The 17,057-nt window shown below is 32.0% G+C and carries 17 protein-coding genes; 6 read left to right on the forward strand and 11 right to left on the reverse strand.

Annotation, left to right across the window (positions count from 1 at the left end):
* Positions 1–325: 325 nt before the first annotated feature.
* Positions 326–1,279: a 2-hydroxyacid dehydrogenase family protein gene (locus IDG65_RS02665; protein WP_000417007.1), complete on the forward strand. Its 954-nt coding sequence runs from the start codon at positions 326–328 to the stop codon at positions 1,277–1,279.
* 91 nt (positions 1,280–1,370) lie between these two features.
* Here IDG65_RS02665 and IDG65_RS02670 read toward each other — a convergent pair whose 3' ends face one another.
* From IDG65_RS02670 to IDG65_RS02700, 7 genes are all read right to left on the reverse strand, one after another.
* A complete protein-coding gene (locus tag IDG65_RS02670) occupies positions 1,371–2,495 on the reverse strand; it encodes an FAD-dependent monooxygenase (RefSeq protein WP_000684146.1) in 1,125 nt (374 codons plus the stop codon).
* 310 nt (positions 2,496–2,805) lie between these two features.
* The gene (locus IDG65_RS02675; protein ID WP_000739225.1) at positions 2,806–3,582 is read right to left on the reverse strand and encodes an N-acetylglucosaminidase; all 777 of its coding nucleotides are present in this window, start codon (positions 3,580–3,582) and stop codon (positions 2,806–2,808) included.
* A 21-nt stretch (positions 3,583–3,603) separates the two neighbouring features.
* A complete protein-coding gene (locus IDG65_RS02680) occupies positions 3,604–3,837 on the reverse strand; it encodes a hypothetical protein (protein WP_000921246.1) in 234 nt (77 codons plus the stop codon).
* Between the two features lie 226 nt (positions 3,838–4,063).
* Positions 4,064–4,537, reverse strand: a complete 474-nt coding sequence (locus IDG65_RS02685; protein WP_000840815.1) for a helical membrane plugin domain-containing protein — start codon at positions 4,535–4,537, stop codon at positions 4,064–4,066.
* The gene (gene fdhF, locus IDG65_RS02690; protein WP_061385106.1) at positions 4,537–7,491 is read right to left on the reverse strand and encodes a formate dehydrogenase subunit alpha; all 2,955 of its coding nucleotides are present in this window, start codon (positions 7,489–7,491) and stop codon (positions 4,537–4,539) included. Before fdhF ends, IDG65_RS02685 begins: the two co-directional genes overlap by 1 nt.
* 602 nt (positions 7,492–8,093) lie before the next feature.
* Complete coding sequence (locus tag IDG65_RS02695) at positions 8,094–9,041, reverse strand: LCP family glycopolymer transferase (RefSeq protein WP_000831055.1); 948 nt, start codon at positions 9,039–9,041, stop codon at positions 8,094–8,096.
* A 132-nt stretch (positions 9,042–9,173) separates the two neighbouring features.
* The gene (locus IDG65_RS02700; protein ID WP_000130458.1) at positions 9,174–9,971 is read right to left on the reverse strand and encodes an inositol monophosphatase family protein; all 798 of its coding nucleotides are present in this window, start codon (positions 9,969–9,971) and stop codon (positions 9,174–9,176) included.
* Between the two features lie 384 nt (positions 9,972–10,355).
* On the opposite strand from IDG65_RS02700, the gene IDG65_RS02705 reads away from it, so the two are divergent.
* The gene (locus IDG65_RS02705) at positions 10,356–11,048 is read left to right on the forward strand and encodes a helix-turn-helix transcriptional regulator (protein ID WP_001030125.1); all 693 of its coding nucleotides are present in this window, start codon (positions 10,356–10,358) and stop codon (positions 11,046–11,048) included.
* Positions 11,049–11,072: 24 nt separating this feature from the next.
* On the opposite strand, the gene sdpB is transcribed toward IDG65_RS02705, so the two are convergent.
* Complete coding sequence (gene sdpB, locus IDG65_RS02710) at positions 11,073–11,810, reverse strand: CPBP family intramembrane glutamic endopeptidase SdpB (RefSeq protein ID WP_000426703.1); 738 nt, start codon at positions 11,808–11,810, stop codon at positions 11,073–11,075.
* Between the two features lie 48 nt (positions 11,811–11,858).
* Between sdpB and IDG65_RS02715 the strand changes: the two genes are divergently transcribed.
* The gene (locus tag IDG65_RS02715; RefSeq protein WP_000606733.1) at positions 11,859–12,188 is read left to right on the forward strand and encodes a hypothetical protein; all 330 of its coding nucleotides are present in this window, start codon (positions 11,859–11,861) and stop codon (positions 12,186–12,188) included.
* Positions 12,189–12,632: 444 nt separating this feature from the next.
* Entirely contained in the window at positions 12,633–13,505 is an 873-nt protein-coding gene (gene rpiRc / locus IDG65_RS02720; protein ID WP_000073195.1) for a pentose phosphate pathway transcriptional regulator RpiRC, read from the forward strand.
* A gap of 388 nt (positions 13,506–13,893) precedes the next feature.
* On the opposite strand, the gene IDG65_RS02725 is transcribed toward rpiRc, so the two are convergent.
* Positions 13,894–15,273: an amino acid permease gene (locus tag IDG65_RS02725; protein ID WP_000429670.1), complete on the reverse strand. Its 1,380-nt coding sequence runs from the start codon at positions 15,271–15,273 to the stop codon at positions 13,894–13,896.
* 279 nt (positions 15,274–15,552) lie between these two features.
* Between IDG65_RS02725 and IDG65_RS02730 the strand changes: the two genes are divergently transcribed.
* Complete coding sequence (locus IDG65_RS02730; RefSeq protein ID WP_000917670.1) at positions 15,553–15,909, forward strand: hypothetical protein; 357 nt, start codon at positions 15,553–15,555, stop codon at positions 15,907–15,909.
* The gene (locus IDG65_RS02735; protein WP_000205307.1) at positions 15,906–16,091 is read left to right on the forward strand and encodes a hypothetical protein; all 186 of its coding nucleotides are present in this window, start codon (positions 15,906–15,908) and stop codon (positions 16,089–16,091) included. Before IDG65_RS02730 ends, IDG65_RS02735 begins: the two co-directional genes overlap by 4 nt.
* A 95-nt stretch (positions 16,092–16,186) precedes the next feature.
* Here IDG65_RS02735 and IDG65_RS02740 read toward each other — a convergent pair whose 3' ends face one another.
* Complete coding sequence (locus IDG65_RS02740; RefSeq protein ID WP_001796542.1) at positions 16,187–16,378, reverse strand: hypothetical protein; 192 nt, start codon at positions 16,376–16,378, stop codon at positions 16,187–16,189.
* Positions 16,379–16,388: 10 nt separating this feature from the next.
* Positions 16,389–17,024, reverse strand: coding sequence for an HAD family hydrolase (locus tag IDG65_RS02745; RefSeq protein ID WP_000285450.1), 636 nt, complete (start codon positions 17,022–17,024; stop codon positions 16,389–16,391).
* Positions 17,025–17,057 lie beyond the last annotated feature (33 nt).

Genomic DNA, 17,057 nt, shown 5'->3' on the forward strand with positions numbered 1-17,057 from the left:
TCTAGTACATATGTCATCAAAAAACTTTGAGCTTTCCTTTATAGGAGAAGCTCTTTTTTTGCTATTTTTCGTTGCCACCTACTTATTTATATTTCCCCCCCATATTCATAATATTAATTTTTTCAATACTATTTAACTTTAAAACTACGTTATCTAATTTAATTGATCCAGTTTTTCCACATTACAATATTCATAGTTCTACAGTGCCTAAGTTATATCACCTCCATCAAAAGTACACGCTTACATCATTGATACACAAGACATCATGACATAGTTGTATACTGTCTAATCTTCTACTATACTAAGATAAAAGGAGTGATCTTTTATGGAAAAAGTTTATGTTGCTGGTGCAATACCAGAAGTAGGTTTAAAACTTTTACAAGAACATTTTGAAGTTGAAATGTATGAAGGTAAAGGATTAGTCGATAAAGACACTTTAATTAAAGGTGTTAAAGATGCGACTGCCTTAATTAGTTTATTATCTACAAACGTTGATAAAGATGTTATCGATGCTGGTAAAGACTTAAAAATCATTGCCAACTATGGTGCTGGTTTTAATAATATTGATATCGAGTATGCTCGAGAAAAAAGTATAGATGTTACAAACACACCTAAAGCATCAACAAACGCGACTGCTGATTTAACAATTGGATTAGTACTTGCAGTAGCGCGTCGTATTGTTGAAGGCGACCAATTATCACGTACAACTGGATTTGACGGATGGGCACCTTTATTTTTCAGAGGTAGAGAAGTATCTGGGAAAACAATCGGCATTATCGGTTTAGGTGAAATTGGTAGTGCAGTAGCGCGTCGTGCAAGAGCATTTGACATGGATGTACTATACACAGGACCTAATCGCAAAGAAGAAAAAGAACGAGAAATCGGTGCAAAATATGTAGATTTAGATACACTATTAAAGAATGCAGATTTTATCACTATCAACGCTGCTTATAATCCTAAAATGCATCATTTAATTGATACAGAACAATTTAAAATGATGAAATCTACGGCGTATTTAATCAATGCCTCTCGTGGTCCAATCGTGCACGAACAAGCACTAGTGCAAGCATTGAAAGATAATGAAATTGAAGGTGCTGCACTTGATGTATATGAATTTGAACCAGATATTACCGATGACTTAAAATCACTTAATAATGTAGTATTAACACCGCATATTGGTAATGCTACATTTGAAGCACGTGACATGATGTCTAAAATTGTTGCTAATGCTGCAATTAGTGCCGTTCAAGGTGAGAAACCACAATTTGTCGTTAACTAATAATTGAATTTATTATAATGACATTATAAAAACAAGAACCCCCATATGTTGAGCTCTCATTTCAACATACGGGGGTTTTCATATTGTTGTATTATTTCTCTTTCGATTTATATAAGAATTTAGTTTGTCCAGCTGCTAATGCATTTGGCATCATTTTCATAATACGATTTCTAACTGCAACAACTAAACGACTACGATATTGGGCAATTTTACCGATTTTTCTAGAACGCTTAATTACTTTTGCAGTATGTTTGACACGTATTTTATCATAACGCTGTAATGCTTTTTCAAAGTCGTATGCGTTAAAACAATTTACTAATACGATAGCATCTTCCATTGCTTGTCCAGCACCTTGCCCCATATTAGGCGTTGTCGCATGTGCTGCATCTCCTAGTAAAATAGTACGACCATAAACAAAAGATTTGAGTGGTTTCAAATCATAAATATTATGCAATAAGATACCTGTTTCACTTTGTTTGTCTAAGATCTCTCTAACTTCATTTGGATAGTGATTAAAGTATGCTTGCAAATGAGGTTTACCAAACGAACTATATTTATGATTGTTTTCCTTCGAGTTGATTGTAATGAACCAATATGCTTGATTATTTAATAACGGAACAATACCTACTCTTCCTTTTCTTCCCCAGTATTCTTTTGCACAATCCGGATGCTTTAAATCAATATCATCAATTAAACCTCTAAAGCATGTATACCCTTGATATAATACTTTACTGTCAGCATTTACAGATTGTCTCACTTTAGAATGAATTCCATCAGCACCAATACATAAATCAAATGCTTCACTCTCTTGTTCCGCGAAATGTATGGTAACTTTATCTGTCTCATTATCTATATGCGTGACTTCATGATTTGTAAATATTGTATCATCTTTTACATAAGATTTAATAATGTCAATTAATGTTTGGCGTGGTAACGTCACATTCAATGTATTACTTTTTAATTTAACAGTAGTTAACAGGCGATCTTTGTCATCTAACACTGTCATTGTAGATAAGATTTGCCCAGCATTTTTAATACCTTTAGCTAAGTCATGATTACCTAGTTTTTTAAGCACATTATCTCCGATACCAATCCCAGCGCCAATTTCTTTAACTGACTCATTTTTTTCAAAGACTTTAATAGTATGACCTTGTTCTTGTAATAATGCAGCAGCTGTTAATCCACCGATGCCTGCACCTATAATTGCTATCTTCATATTGTCACCTCTATATTTTTCATTCTTTTCTATTTTATCACATGCACTATTGTTTAAAAATGACTCTTGGAACTAACGTTTCATTTTTAAAGACTTAAGTGTATTATCTGCACCATTGTATATTACATGCACATTTAGACAGCAATATTCATTTACATAATGTACATTTGTAACAATGATGTGGGATATAGCATATTTGATGCTATATAGCGTTTTTTGTTAGGTTAAAATCCATTTAACTAACACACTCAGAATGCGCTAAAGGAGCTCGAAACAATAAATTGTTCCAGCTCCTTTAAGCACTGATGTCTTATTTATAATATATTTGTCTAATATCATCTTTCTTTATACCAAACTGCTTATAGCATTTATCCATTAATTGGGCAATTTTATCTGCCCAGCGAATGTCACTCGCATATTGATGTTGCGCAGGATTTTCTGGATTCCATCGCATTTGATATAAATTCAGTTGATTGTTTTCAAAATATTCATTACGAATGAACTTTGCACCACCAATAATCGCCTTATCTGGTGATGTCCATTGTTCCTTTTCAGCATAACTTTTTCCACTACGAACAGCACTACTATCGAATGCTCCTATACCAAAAAAGTTGTAATAGCGTTTTTTTCCATCTTTAATGCCTTTTGCTAATTCTGATTTGCCGTTACCTGTTTCTACTAATGCATGGCTAACAAGATAAATGACATTAACCTCATATTTTTCTTGAGCTTCTAGAAAAACTTTCCCTCGATTTTCTAAAATCCCCTTACCTTTTAGCAATTGGTTAACTTCAGATTCCGACATTGGCACTTTTTCTGTGATATCCATATACTTCATATCATTGTCTTTATGTGAAATAGTCATTGCTTTAGCAATTTCATTATTATTTGCTTCAACAAATTTACCATCCTCTTCTTTTGTCTGTACAATACCTTTCCCTTGTTGCATTGAAACAGCCTCATCAAAAGAGTAATTCACATCATTTTTAAACAATTTAGTTTCATTCACGATGAGTAATACAGCAAAAACAACTAAAATAACTATCAATAGTAGCGTTGAAATGCGTAACTTGAAATTCTTCTTCATATAGACAAAACCTCATTTTTCTTACTTAGACAATAAAAAATATGCCACTACAATCGCTAATATTACGATTAAAAAAGAAGCGTTAACGATTACTTTCATCGTTGTTCTATCTCTGAACATCATATTAAAGACAACTAGACTAATTGATAATGAAACAGCAAAAAAAGTAATAGCTAACACTAATTTCATCATAAATAGACAGACTAAACCTATGACTAATAATGTATTAGAAATTACAGCTGACGTTTTTAACATTCTCGAATTAATATGCACTCACCCTTTTTATTTAAATAACTTACATAATCATAATAATACATGATGTTTCATAGGCCTGTCGATGATTGATTCATAATAGCACGTGATTTTTTTGTTTTTCAATGTTATTCATTTATTCCATCAAAAACACCCTTTTTAATTTTTAAAAAAATTAAAAAAGTGCTCCTACACTGCTTGCATGTAGAAACACTTTTTCATTGTAATGTTAATCTTCTCGAGACATACCTTTTAGCATATTAAGCATATATGTTAAACTACGGTTCATGTCGTCATCTTTTAAAACGCCTAACAGACTTCTTACAGATGTCTTCGCATTAGGACTCGCTTGATTTGCAACATGTAATCCTTTATTAACTTTATTAAGGAAGTCACTTAAATCTGATACATTTAATTCACCTAATAAAAATACCATTGATGCCATATTTGTTAATAGACCAGTATAGATATCTTTGTTGAGCTCAACAGCAAATTTATTAATAATCACTTGACGTCCTCTAACTGCGCCATTTAAAGCATCTAATATTTTAGCATCATCTAACACTTTAATAAGTTTGATTGCTTTTAATATACTATCTTTATTCGCTGCAATTGCCTCTGTAACTTCATTTAAACTTTCTAACTTAATTTGTTCTTCTGATTTTTCTAAGCGTCTAATTTTAGAAGATATTCTCTCAGCCATTATTTATCCACCTGATTTCCTGGGAAAACATAATCTGGACGTTCCCATTTTTTCTGTACTTGAACACTGTACTGCGGATGACGTTTTTTATTGACACGGAAATTATTTGGGTTCAACGGTGACTTACCACGTTTCGTAATTACCTCCAAACGACAGCTTGTACATTTATAAGATGGTGTATCCGTGTATTGATCAACATCACTATTAGTTAATAAGTTAATTGCACCTAGGTCTCCATTTTCCATCGCATCATTATTTAATGGAATATAGATTTCTTTACCTTTAACACGATCTGTCACGTGAACTTGTAATACCGCTTCTCCTGTTTCAGAAATCAACTTAACTTCTGCACCTTCATGAATGCCTCTATCTTCAGCAAGCTCTGGAGAAATTTCAACAAATGCACGTGGCACTTTGTATTTAAGCATTGGTGTTTGATATGTCATGTTACCTTCGTGGAAGTGCTCTAACAATCGACCATTGTTTACATGAATATCATAAACTTCATCTTGCTTAAAGTAATTATCAAATGATAATGGGAATAATTTTGCTTTACCATTATCGAAATTAAATCCTTCTAAATAAAGTATTGGTTCATCTGTACCATCTGGATGCACAGGCCATTGTAAACTATTGAATCCTTCTAAACGATCATAACTTACCCCAGCATATAGAGGTGTTAGTCTAGCAATTTCATCCATAATTTCGCTTGGATGTTTGTAATTCCAATCGAAACCTAATTTATTAGCAATTGCTTGGAATATTTTCCAGTCAGGTTTAGAATCACCTAATGGTTTCAATGCTTGGTATAAACGTTGAATACGTCGCTCAGTATTCGTAAAAGTACCATCTTTTTCTAATGAAGGACTTGCTGGTAAGACAACATCTGCAAATGTAGCTGTAAATGTTAAAAATTCATCTTGGACTACCATGAAATCTAATTTTTCAAAAGCAGCTTGTACAAAATTAATATTTGAATCTACAATACCAGTATCTTCTCCATATAGATATAATGAATGAATGTCCCCATCATGGACACCTTCAACCATTTCATGATTATCTTTACCAACTTTAGGATTCAATTTAACGCCATATTCTTTTTCGAATTTAGCGCGAATATCGTCCGCTTCAATACTTTGATAGCCAGTAATTTTATCAGGCATACTACCCATATCACTACAACCTTGAACATTATTATGTCCACGTAATGGATACGCGCCTGTACCAGGTCGACGATAATTTCCAGTAACTAATAATAAGTTTGAAATTGCTGTACTTGAATCACTTCCAATGTCTTGTTGTGTGATACCCATTGCCCAACAAATGACAACGGACTCAGCTTTGGCACATTCTTCAGCGAACTTAATCAACTCTGCTTCTGGAATACCAGTAGCCTCTTCAGCGAATGCCATTGTAAATGTTTCTAATGACTTGTAATATTCATCAAAATCTTCAACCCACTCTTCGATAAAGGCTTTATCGTGTAAGTCATGATCAATGATATATTTCGTCACTGCACTTAACCACGCTAAATCCGTACCTGGTTTCGGTTGATAGAAACGATCCGCACGTTCAGCCATTTCATGTTTTCTAATATCAAACACATGTATTTTTTGTCCAAATAATTTTTGAGCACGTTTCATGCGTGATGCAATAACCGGGTGTGCTTCGGCTGTATTCGTACCAATCAATACAGACATTGCTGCTTTTTCTAAATCTTCAATACTACCTGAGTCACCGCCGTGTCCAACCGTTCTAAATAAGCCTTTTGTTGCAGGTGCTTGGCAATATCTTGAACAGTTATCAACGTTATTAGTGCCAATAACTTGTCTTGCTAATTTTTGCATTAAATACGATTCTTCATTCGTCGCTTTAGAAGAAGAAATGAATGATAGTGCGTCTGGGCCATACTTTTCTTTAATAGATGTAAAATTATCTGCAATGACATTTAATGCTTCATCCCATTCTACTTCATGGAACTCACCATTTTTCCTTACTAATGGTTTCGTTAAGCGTTGATCTGAATTAATATGTCCCCATGAAAACTTACCTTTAACACAAGTCGCAATTTTATTTGCTGGAGAATCATGTGATGGTTGTACTTTTAAAATTTCTCTATCTTTAGTCCAAACTTCAAATGAACAGCCCACACCACAATATGTACACACTGTTTTAGTTTTCTTAATACGCTCTTTACGCATTTCTGCTTCTGAATCTGAGATTGCAAATAGTGGACCATAACCAGGTTCTGCTTTTTTAGTTAAATCAATCATTGCCGCTAATGAACCAGGTTCCGTATCAGTCATATAACCCGCATTACCTTCCATATTCACTTCCATCATGGCATTACATGGACATACAGTTGCGCATTGACCACAAGATACACATGAAGATTCATTAATCGGTACATCATTATCCCAAATAACACGTGGATGTTCACGATCCCAATCAATTCTAATAGTTTCATTTACTTCAATATCTTGACATGCTTCTACACAACGCCCACATAAGATACATTGATTTGGATCATAACGATAAAATGGGCCGTAATCTTTTTCGTATGGCTTCTCTTTATATTCATACGTTTGATGCTGAAGCCCCCATGCATCCATCGTATTATGAATTTCACAATCACCATTATTATAATCACATACTGTACAATACAGCATATGCTTTTCTAAAATTCGATCAAGCGCTTCTTTTTGAGCATCTTTCACATCATTATTCACTGTATTTACTGTCATTGGACGATCAATCACTGTACTACATGAACGTTCAATTTTACCATCAATCTCAACAGTACATGTATCACACGTTTGAATTGGTCCCATTGATTCGTTATAACAAATTGAAGGCACAAAAGTATCTTGCGATTTAATGAATTCAAGTAAATTTGTACCTGGTTCTACAAGATAATCTTTACCATCAAGCGTGACCACCAAATGTTCTTGCATACTATTCACCCCATCTATATATTTTTCCGTAAATGACTTTTAATAAATTGCTCATATCCACCTAAAATAACGATGCCCCACACATCTTTCAGATAGAATCAATATAATTGTATTACTTTAAGTGTATAATGTTAAGCGTATTTTTGTATTTTTTATTTTTGCAATCATTTTTATTTGAAATATTTTGCGCGAAATTAAATCATCTTTTTGTTTAATTGAAAATAATTATCATTATTAGCTTTCCAATTATCTGTTTCACGCTTTTTTGCCATATCTTTCACAACCTTATTAATGACAATACTTAATAAGTAGCTCACCTAAAAATCGTTATACTATTTATAAATACCCTTTTTCTGAAAATTAATAACCCAAGTCTGATAAATATCTACTGTCATTTAGAAGGTATGATTTATTTTTAAATTGAATTTGTAATGGGTTAATTTACAAAACCGCATATCAGGCATTAAATAAAATAACCCATAAATAAAAAGTGTTATCACCTTCTATTTACGGGCTATTAATTCTATTCGTTATTCTTTTTACAGCTCATTCTATCTAATTAGTTTGTGTACAATTTTGATAACTTACTTTCCCTTAGTTTACTACTCTAGATTATCTTTTAATAACTTAGTACTTTCAGCTTTTGACTGCTCACTAGGAATGAAGTAGTACAATCCGTCACTTTGAATGCCGCCTTGACCACTCAATTGATGTTTATTAATCGTGTCATTAGCATCTTTATAATTGCTTCTAATCGTATTCAAATCACCTAATGTTAAATCTGTTTTAACATTATTTTGAATTTCATTCATTAGACTATTAAAATGTGTAATCGATGATGGGCTTGCAATCTTATTGGCCATCGCTTCAAGCACAATTTGCTGACGTTGTTGTCGACCAAAGTCACCACCAGCACCTTCTTCTTTACGACTTCTAATAAACTTCAATGCTTGATCACCATTTACATGTGTCTGCTGTCCTTTTGTAAAACGAACACCATCAACAGTGAATGTATCATTACTTACTACATCAACACCGCCGATGCTATCTATCATATTATGCAAACCATCCATATCGATTGTCGCATAATGATCAATTGGCACATTCATTAATTTTTCAAGTGATTTAACAGCCATATTTGGTCCACCATATGCATAGGCATGTGCAATTTTTTCAGTAGTACCACGGCCAACAATTTCTGCTCTTGTATCTCGCGGTATACTTACTATTTCAGTTTTCTTCGTTTTAGGGTTGATAGATAAAATCATAATACTATCACTACGCTCTCCGCCACCCTTTTTCTTACGATCAGCATCTGAATCGACACCAAATAAAGCGATTGTGAATGGATCACCATCGTTTAAACTCACTTTTTTATCTCTTAATTCTGAATGATTGCGATCTAACGGATTGTGTATCTTATTACCAGTAATAAAAATTTTAGCAGCTACATACACAACAGCTACAATCGCTAAGATTACTAAAATACCGAATACCCATAAAAATATTTTTTTCGGTAGGCTCATTTTACTTTTAGACGAACGTTTCAATCCCACCACTCCTTTACTATTCCTTACATACTTTGTCTGTTTTCTCTATTTATTATATAGTAAAATAATTTTTTTACTATACTTCTGTAGACGTATAACTATTTTTTATCATTTTTTATCACTATAGAATATCTATCTGTATTTTTGATAACCACCATTTGCATTTAAAATTTTAAGTACCGTTTCATGACATGCTTGATTACTTATAATAAAAGGTGCACCCTTTAAATGATCAATTGCCTTACCATCTAAAGTTGTCATTTTTAGATTCAATAGTTCTGCAAATAAAAACTGCGCAGCAATGTCCCAAGGTTTAGGATTTGTATTAATATGTGCCCCAAATTGACCTTTTGCCACTCGCATAGAATCTAATCCGCAAGCACCAACTAAACGATAACTAAATGAGGCGTCAAATAAATCTTGCACCGTATCCAGATTCATCACTTGTGCATTAAACGATATAATAGCGTCTTCCAATTTTAACGATGGTGGTTCTTCCATCTTAATTCCATTACAAAAAGCACCTTCTCCTCGTAGTGCTTTATAAAGCTTTTTATGCGGATAATCATATACATACGATAACATTGGTTTACCTTCATAAAAATACGCCAATATAATACAATACTCTTCTTGCTGTTTTACTAAATTGGCAGTTCCATCAATGGGATCCATAATCCATAAATGATTAATTTCATTCGTAATCATTTTATTACTTTTTTCTTCCGCTAATAGTTGGTGTTCCGGAAAATGCGTTGCTAAAAATTGTTGAAATTGTTGTTGAATCTGTTTATCTACATTTGTAACTAAATCAAATCGATGACGCTTGGTTTCTGTAGTCATCTCCATAATTAATTGTGGAATAACATTGTCTATTTGTTTCAACCACGAACATATTAACTTATCTATTTGCTGTAATGTTTTATCTGTCACTTCGTCCACCACTTCTCATATCATTATCATTTTACTATTACCCTATATTAAAAGAATCAACAATACAACTGAAGACTTCTTCTTTTTGTGCATAAAAAAATCGGCTAGTCACGTGCTAGCCGACAAATAGAAAGGAAAGTAAGTAATAAATATTGAAGATGTTGTGATGTAACTTGAACGATTAAAAGCTATCTGTTATATAGCTCTACCCCTTTGTTTAATCGCTCCCCCTGTTACAAGTAATATCATAGCACAATCTTTTTTAAAATGTAAGCGTTTTCTACAAAATTTTTCCGATTTTTTTAAAAAGATATTGAAAATGTCCTCATTGTCACTCTTATGTTATACTTTGTGTAATATATCATCTTTTAGGAGGTGGCTGTCATGAATAAAGCTGAAAGGCAAAATTTAATAATTACTGCAATTCAACAAAATAAAAAAATGACCGCTTTAGAATTAGCTAAATATTGCAACGTATCCAAACGCACAATTTTAAGAGATATTGATGATTTAGAAAATCAAGGTGTTAAAATTTATGCGCATTATGGGAAAAATGGTGGTTACCAAATACAACAAGCACAATCTAAAATTGCATTAAACTTATCTGAAACACAATTATCGGCCTTATTTTTAGTGCTTAATGAAAGTCAGTCGTACTCGACATTACCATATAAAAGCGAAATCAACGCAATTATAAAACAATGTTTAAGTCTTCCACAAACACGCTTAAGAAAGTTGCTTAAGCGCATGGACTTTTATATTAAATTTGATGACACACAACATATGACACTCCCAATGTTGTTTTCCGACATTTTAATTTATTGTACAGAACGAAATGTGATGTTAGTAGATCATAGGGTTGATGATAATATTAAAGCCGAAAACGTTATATTTATTGGCCTTTTGTGTAAACATGGACATTGGCATGCAGTCATTTATGATATTGCTCAAGACAAAACTGCCGAACTCGAAATTGAAAATATTATAGATATTTCGTATTCATTCGGTAAGACGATTCAAACCAGAGACATATCCATTGATAACTATCATCAATTTTTAAACCCCATCGATTCCTAAACTATGGAGTCGATGGGGTTTTATCTACGCATAAATACTTATTACTGATATAACGAAAGAAACAAAATTATTTGCTATATGTAATGCAATTGTTGAACCTAGGTTTCTTCCAGATTTTATATAAGTGAAAACTAATATGATGGATAGTATGAGATATGGACCAAACTCAAATGGCGACTTTGCATCAGTCACATGAATAAATGCAAATAAGAACACCGAAACAATACTCATAGCTATAAAATTAAACTTCTTACCTAATTCTCCAATTAAAATATGTCTAAATACGATTTCTTCAACTATTGGACCTACAATCACAATTAATAAGAATGCTACAGGTAAAAATGCAGGCACTTCAAACATTTTATTTAGCTCAAGTTCATTGGCTGTTTCACTATATTGCAAATGTTTAGGTAGAAACTGTGTCATATATTCATATGTATAAATTAAGATGAGAGCAATAATATACGTTATTGACAATCTAAGCCAATATTTTTTGATATACGCAAAACCAGCTCGAAGCCTTGATGGCATCACTTTTAAATGAAATAAATAAAATGCGCCAATCCCAATCGTATATGCTAAAGCTTGTGTGATAGTCGCTACAAATATCAGATTACTATCGATTTTATAATAACCAAACAAAATTGGTCCTATGTAAGCTGCAATTGTGAGTGCATAAAATATAACACCTATAATTGGAATTATAAGCAAATCTCTCCATGCTATATCTTTAAACGTGTATTTCTTTTTTTCATTTTCCACTGTTATATCCTTTCCTGTTTAATAATTGATTTTTGGAGGTACTTCTACATGATAAACGAAACTAAGTATATGAGACAACAAATTACTAATTTGATTCAAATCATTGATACGATTAAATATAATACTTTAATGACAAATTGGAACATTCAAACGCATATTTATAAATTTAACCAAATAGTTACTAATGAATTGAATAAGTTCAAAGGCTTTGAAACATCATATATAATAAACGAAAAGCAAGTTTTCTATTATGAAATTATAACACTACTTAATAAACGTCCCCTCCGACAAGTCGACTATGGTAACAAAATTCAATATCTTAATTTTTATCATACAGAACTATCTAACGCATTATTTGCAATTAAATTTGCTCATTAACCTATTTTTCATAAAATGTCATTTAAACAAGTTATTTATTAAAATTCACTTTATTACATAAATTATACAATTAAAAAGTTTCTTCAAATTGTAAAGATGCATTAATCGAGTTATAATCATAATGATTAAGATGGTAGATTTAGTCTTATATAACTACATTTACTAAGATTTAAATAGATGAGTACATAATGTATAAATTGGGAATATACAGTATGACTTACGGTAATATATCAATATATTGATATATTATTTGCACATGGGAGTATGCTATTTTTTATCTATACATCTTAAAAAAATTTACAGTTTTATAATTCAATATCATTAAACAAACAACATATTCAGCTTATTTTTCATTCTCTAACGTTACAAGTTGTAAATACCATCGCGTTAAACAACAATAGCCAACGCTAATAAAATATATTGCGTTAAAGTGGAGTGATTAATATGTCAAACGTACTAACAGAAATAGATAGTCAATATCCATATATGACTAAAAATGAAAAAAAGATAGCTAAATTTATACTAAATTCACCTCAAAAGGTGATTAAAATGAGGTCTCAAGACTTAGCAAGCTTATTAGATATTAGTACATCATCAGTCATTCGATTTAGCAAGAAAATTACTGATGGCGGTTTTCACGACTTGAAAATAAATATATCTAAATATGTTCCTAAAGCATCATCAATTTACAATGTTGAATTAATGAATAACGAAAGCACAGAATCTTTAAGAACTAAACTCCATACACGTACTACACGCGCACTTAATCATGCAAATAACGAATTAAATGATAAAACTATTGATCAAATATGTCATTGTTTAAAACGTTCTGAGACGATTTTTATATATGGTTTTGGCGCATCTTTTGTAGTTGCTACCGACTTATACCAAAAGTTATCAAGAATAGGTCTTAATATTCAACTTGTTCAAGAAACACATATTTTTGCAACATTATTAGCAACTCACAATTCGAATGACAGTGTTATTCTTATTACTAACAATGGTACGCAAAGTGAAATGCAATCAATGGTTAAAGTTATTGATGACTACCATATACCTATAATTACAATTACTAGTACAAGGGATAATCCCGTAGCACAGGCATCAAATATTGTTTTAACTTATGGGAAAACTGATGAAAATGAGATGCATATGGGAGCAACAACTTCATTATTTGCTCAAATGTTCACTATTGATATTTTATATTATCGTTATGTTGCATTAAATTATCACGCATCATTAGATTTCATAACACAATCTAAAATGGCTTTAGATAACTATCGTAAACATTTATCAAATATTAACTTTAAACATTAACAGTCTTATATAAATTCTTTAATCATGTCATATAATAATTTATGCATCATTTTCAAAGCTTACATGTCTTTTATCTTGTATAACATACGCATATGACCAATGATTTGATAAGGCCATTCAATTTCTTATATTAAAAACAAACGCAGTTGATTAACGGATTCATTCCATATATCAATTGCGTTTGTTATTTTAATAAAGCTATTTTTTATTTTAAAGCCTACAGTAAAAACTAACGATAGTATTGCCACTTATAAGTAAATTCATACTACATCTTTGATTTAAGCTATATTTATAAAAAAATGCGCCTACTCATAACATTTCTTTGGCTATTTAACTTTAATAAGCTAGGGCCAAGTTTGTCATAAAATAAGCGCACATTATAATCATACTATTTTGCTTTTACATTATTTTTATTATATCTAATAAAATAATAAATCGTTACAATCGTTAAGAAGATAACACCAATAAGCACTGATATTCTAGTTTCAACATTAAATACCATACCAACCAATACTAATATTAAAAATAAGATTGTTAAATAGTTAGTTACTGCGCCACCAGGCATTTTGAATGGGTGACCTTCCACTTCTTCAGGGTGTAATTTTCTAAAACGTAAGTGACTGAATAAAATCATAAACCAAGGAATCATACCTGGTAAAATAGACGCACTATAAACGTATACGAAAATACTCTTCGCTCCATCGATATATAAAGGTAAAATTACGTTTAATAAAGCACCAATTAAAATACCAAGAGATACTGCAACAACAGTGTACAATGGCACACCATTTCTCATGATTTTAGTAAATATTTTCGGCATTTCACCTTTATGAGCAAGTGTATAAATCATACGACTCGCACTGAAAATACCTGAGTTACATCCTGACATTGCTGCAGTTAATACAACAAAGTTAATTAATCCAGCTGCAAATGTAATACCGATTTTTGCAAATGTTGCAACAAACGGACTTCCAATGTCTCCTAATTGATTCCAAGGATACACTGAAACAATAACAAAAATAGCACCTAAATAGAAAATTAAAATTCTCCAGATAACACCATTCACTGCTTTAACGATATTTTTCTGAGGATCTTTAGTTTCACCTGCAGTAATACCTATCAGTTCCACACCTTGGTATGAACCAATTACAATTGATAATGCAAAGAAGAAACCAACAATACCATTTGGCATAAATCCGCCATTTGTCCATAGATTAGAAATACCTACCGCATGGCCACCATTTCCAAAACCAAAGAAAATAAGACCAAAACCAGCAATAATCATTAAAATAATTGTTACAACTTTAATTAAAGCAAACCAAAATTCGAATTCTCCAAACGCTTTTACCGAGAATAAATTCGCTGCCATCAATAATAAAATAGCAATAATACCAGGAATCCAGGTTGGCAATTCCGGGAACCAAAACTTCATATATTCTCCTACTGCGATGACCTCACTCATACCAACAACAATCCATTGGAATATATTACTCCATGCTGTCATATAACCTGCTGCAGGATGTATATAATCACTTGCAAATGTTGCAAATGATCCTGTTGTAGGGTTTAAATAAATCATTTCCCCCATTGCTCTCATGATTAAAAATAAAAAGATACCCGCAATTAAATATGCAAGGATAACTGATGGGCCTGTCCATTTAATTGTACTTGTAGCACCCATGAAAAGCCCCACGCCAATCGTACCACCAAGTGCAATCATTTGAATTTGACGGGCACTCAATCCCCTTTGTAGTTCATTGTTCTCCATAACTTCTTACCCCATCTCTGATTGATACTAAATAAATCCATAAAAAAACTTATTGCCGTAATTATACTATAAATTACCGATTTTGGTACATTAATATTTGCATACCATGCAATCGTTTACAGAACTACTATAGCAGGCTTTTGCAACTTTGCAAACAATTATTTTGTGATTTTTCTAAAAAAATAAAAAAGTTGTTCGAAAACTATTAAGTCACATACAACTTCAGCTATTCTCGGTAATTATGATATAATTTTAATAATATTACAAAGGAGTATATCAATGTTAAAACAAATACTGCCACGTGCTACAAAAATATCGATACTCTTTGCTGTAGCATTTTTCATCATAAATTATATCGGTATGGAAAAACCTGACATCCTATATTTAGTTGGAAGAACTATTATTGCAACACTTGTTTTCATACTCATTTGTCTTACATTATTTACTATTATTAATTCTCCAGAGCGCAAGATTAAACTCGGTACGACTTTACCGATTGCATTAATTATTGGTATCATTTTCGGCGCCATATTTTTAACGGTACAAATCGGTGTCATCACTGGGTTAATCATCGGTGTGATTGCTACGTTTATTTGGGAATTGATTGAAAAAAATAAAGGAGGTCGTTCATCATGACAACAGCATTAATTGGTGTAATTGTATTAATCTTACTAATTATTAGCTTTGTGCCAAACTACCGTGCTATGAAATCAGCAAAAGAACAAGGAAGTAATGCAACAAGAGCTACAATTATGGTAGGCATAGATATTATCTTAATTGTACTTATCATCGTGACGTTATTATTAAAATATATGTAACTATTTAAACCACCCTATCTCATACATAAACATGAACGTTCTACCATTTCACATACATATGGTCGTCCATTTAATGAGGTAAGGTGGTTTTCTCGTTAAAGTTTACCTTGTAATAGTAAAAAATAGCCAATTGTTGCGAGTATTAAGTAAATCATTGAACCAACAACAAAAGATCTTACTTGCACGTGAAATGGTGTCTGTTTGTTAAATATAGGACCAATCACCAAATTTCCAACGCCTAAAATTACTGGACCAGCTAGAAAAAACAATATAATGTAACCCATCATGATACGCCTCCTATTTCGTAAAGAAACGCGCTACAATTTGATCGTAATCAATATCTTTTGCTACATAATCTACATTAGAAAAGTCCTGTGCGCTTGTCATTTTATTCGTATTAACAATAACATCTAATCCAGCTGCAATCGCGGCTGTTGCACCATTTACAGAATCTTCAATAGCCAAACATTGTGTCGGCATATAATTTAATTGTTGTACTGCAGATAAATATAATTCAGGGTCAGGTTTAACTTGTTCAACATCTTCTCTACCAACAACTACCTCTATATAATCGTCTAGACCTAATGCTTTAAAGGTAGGCATTATTTCCGCTTTCACACTACTTGTGGCAATCGCCATAGGAATGTGACGTTGCTTTAAAAATGCCATCAATGATTTAATCGTATCAATCATCGGTAATGTTGTACTAGTAAGATGATGTTCTTCATAAAGTTTATCTTTATTTTCCGAACCAATCGCTTTAATTAAATGGTCATGCAAATCTGTAGCTGCTCCTCCAATAGAAGAACGATAAAAATCAATGCTTATAGGATCGGCATTATGCATCTCTAAATGTTTATTAATAACATTAAATAAATGTTGTTCCGTATCTATTATTGTTCCATCGAAATCAAATATAACTGCTCTATACATATATTTACTCCTCTATTTTTTCTCTTTATCAAA

It is taken from the genome of Staphylococcus sp. EG-SA-17 (genome assembly GCF_017151845.1).
In the GTDB taxonomy this organism is placed as follows: domain Bacteria; phylum Bacillota; class Bacilli; order Staphylococcales; family Staphylococcaceae; genus Staphylococcus; species Staphylococcus aureus.

What these genes read in the sequence shown, in the direction of transcription:
- IDG65_RS02665 (WP_000417007.1), top strand. Translation starts at nt 326, where the DNA reads ATGGAAAAAGTTTATGTTGCTGGTGCAATACCAGAAGTAGGTTTAAAA.
- fdhF (WP_061385106.1), bottom strand. Translation starts at nt 7,491, where the DNA reads ATGCAAGAACATTTGGTGGTCACGCTTGATGGTAAAGATTATCTTGTA.
- IDG65_RS02715 (WP_000606733.1), top strand. Translation starts at nt 11,859, where the DNA reads ATGATAAACGAAACTAAGTATATGAGACAACAAATTACTAATTTGATT.
- rpiRc (WP_000073195.1), top strand. Translation starts at nt 12,633, where the DNA reads ATGTCAAACGTACTAACAGAAATAGATAGTCAATATCCATATATGACT.
- IDG65_RS02725 (WP_000429670.1), bottom strand. Translation starts at nt 15,273, where the DNA reads ATGGAGAACAATGAACTACAAAGGGGATTGAGTGCCCGTCAAATTCAA.
- IDG65_RS02730 (WP_000917670.1), top strand. Translation starts at nt 15,553, where the DNA reads ATGTTAAAACAAATACTGCCACGTGCTACAAAAATATCGATACTCTTT.
- IDG65_RS02675 (WP_000739225.1), bottom strand. Translation starts at nt 3,582, where the DNA reads ATGAAGAAGAATTTCAAGTTACGCATTTCAACGCTACTATTGATAGTT.
- IDG65_RS02685 (WP_000840815.1), bottom strand. Translation starts at nt 4,537, where the DNA reads ATGGCTGAGAGAATATCTTCTAAAATTAGACGCTTAGAAAAATCAGAA.
- IDG65_RS02680 (WP_000921246.1), bottom strand. Translation starts at nt 3,837, where the DNA reads ATGTTAAAAACGTCAGCTGTAATTTCTAATACATTATTAGTCATAGGT.
- IDG65_RS02705 (WP_001030125.1), top strand. Translation starts at nt 10,356, where the DNA reads ATGAATAAAGCTGAAAGGCAAAATTTAATAATTACTGCAATTCAACAA.
- IDG65_RS02735 (WP_000205307.1), top strand. Translation starts at nt 15,906, where the DNA reads ATGACAACAGCATTAATTGGTGTAATTGTATTAATCTTACTAATTATT.
- IDG65_RS02740 (WP_001796542.1), bottom strand. Translation starts at nt 16,378, where the DNA reads ATGATGGGTTACATTATATTGTTTTTTCTAGCTGGTCCAGTAATTTTA.
- IDG65_RS02670 (WP_000684146.1), bottom strand. Translation starts at nt 2,495, where the DNA reads ATGAAGATAGCAATTATAGGTGCAGGCATCGGTGGATTAACAGCTGCT.
- IDG65_RS02745 (WP_000285450.1), bottom strand. Translation starts at nt 17,024, where the DNA reads ATGTATAGAGCAGTTATATTTGATTTCGATGGAACAATAATAGATACG.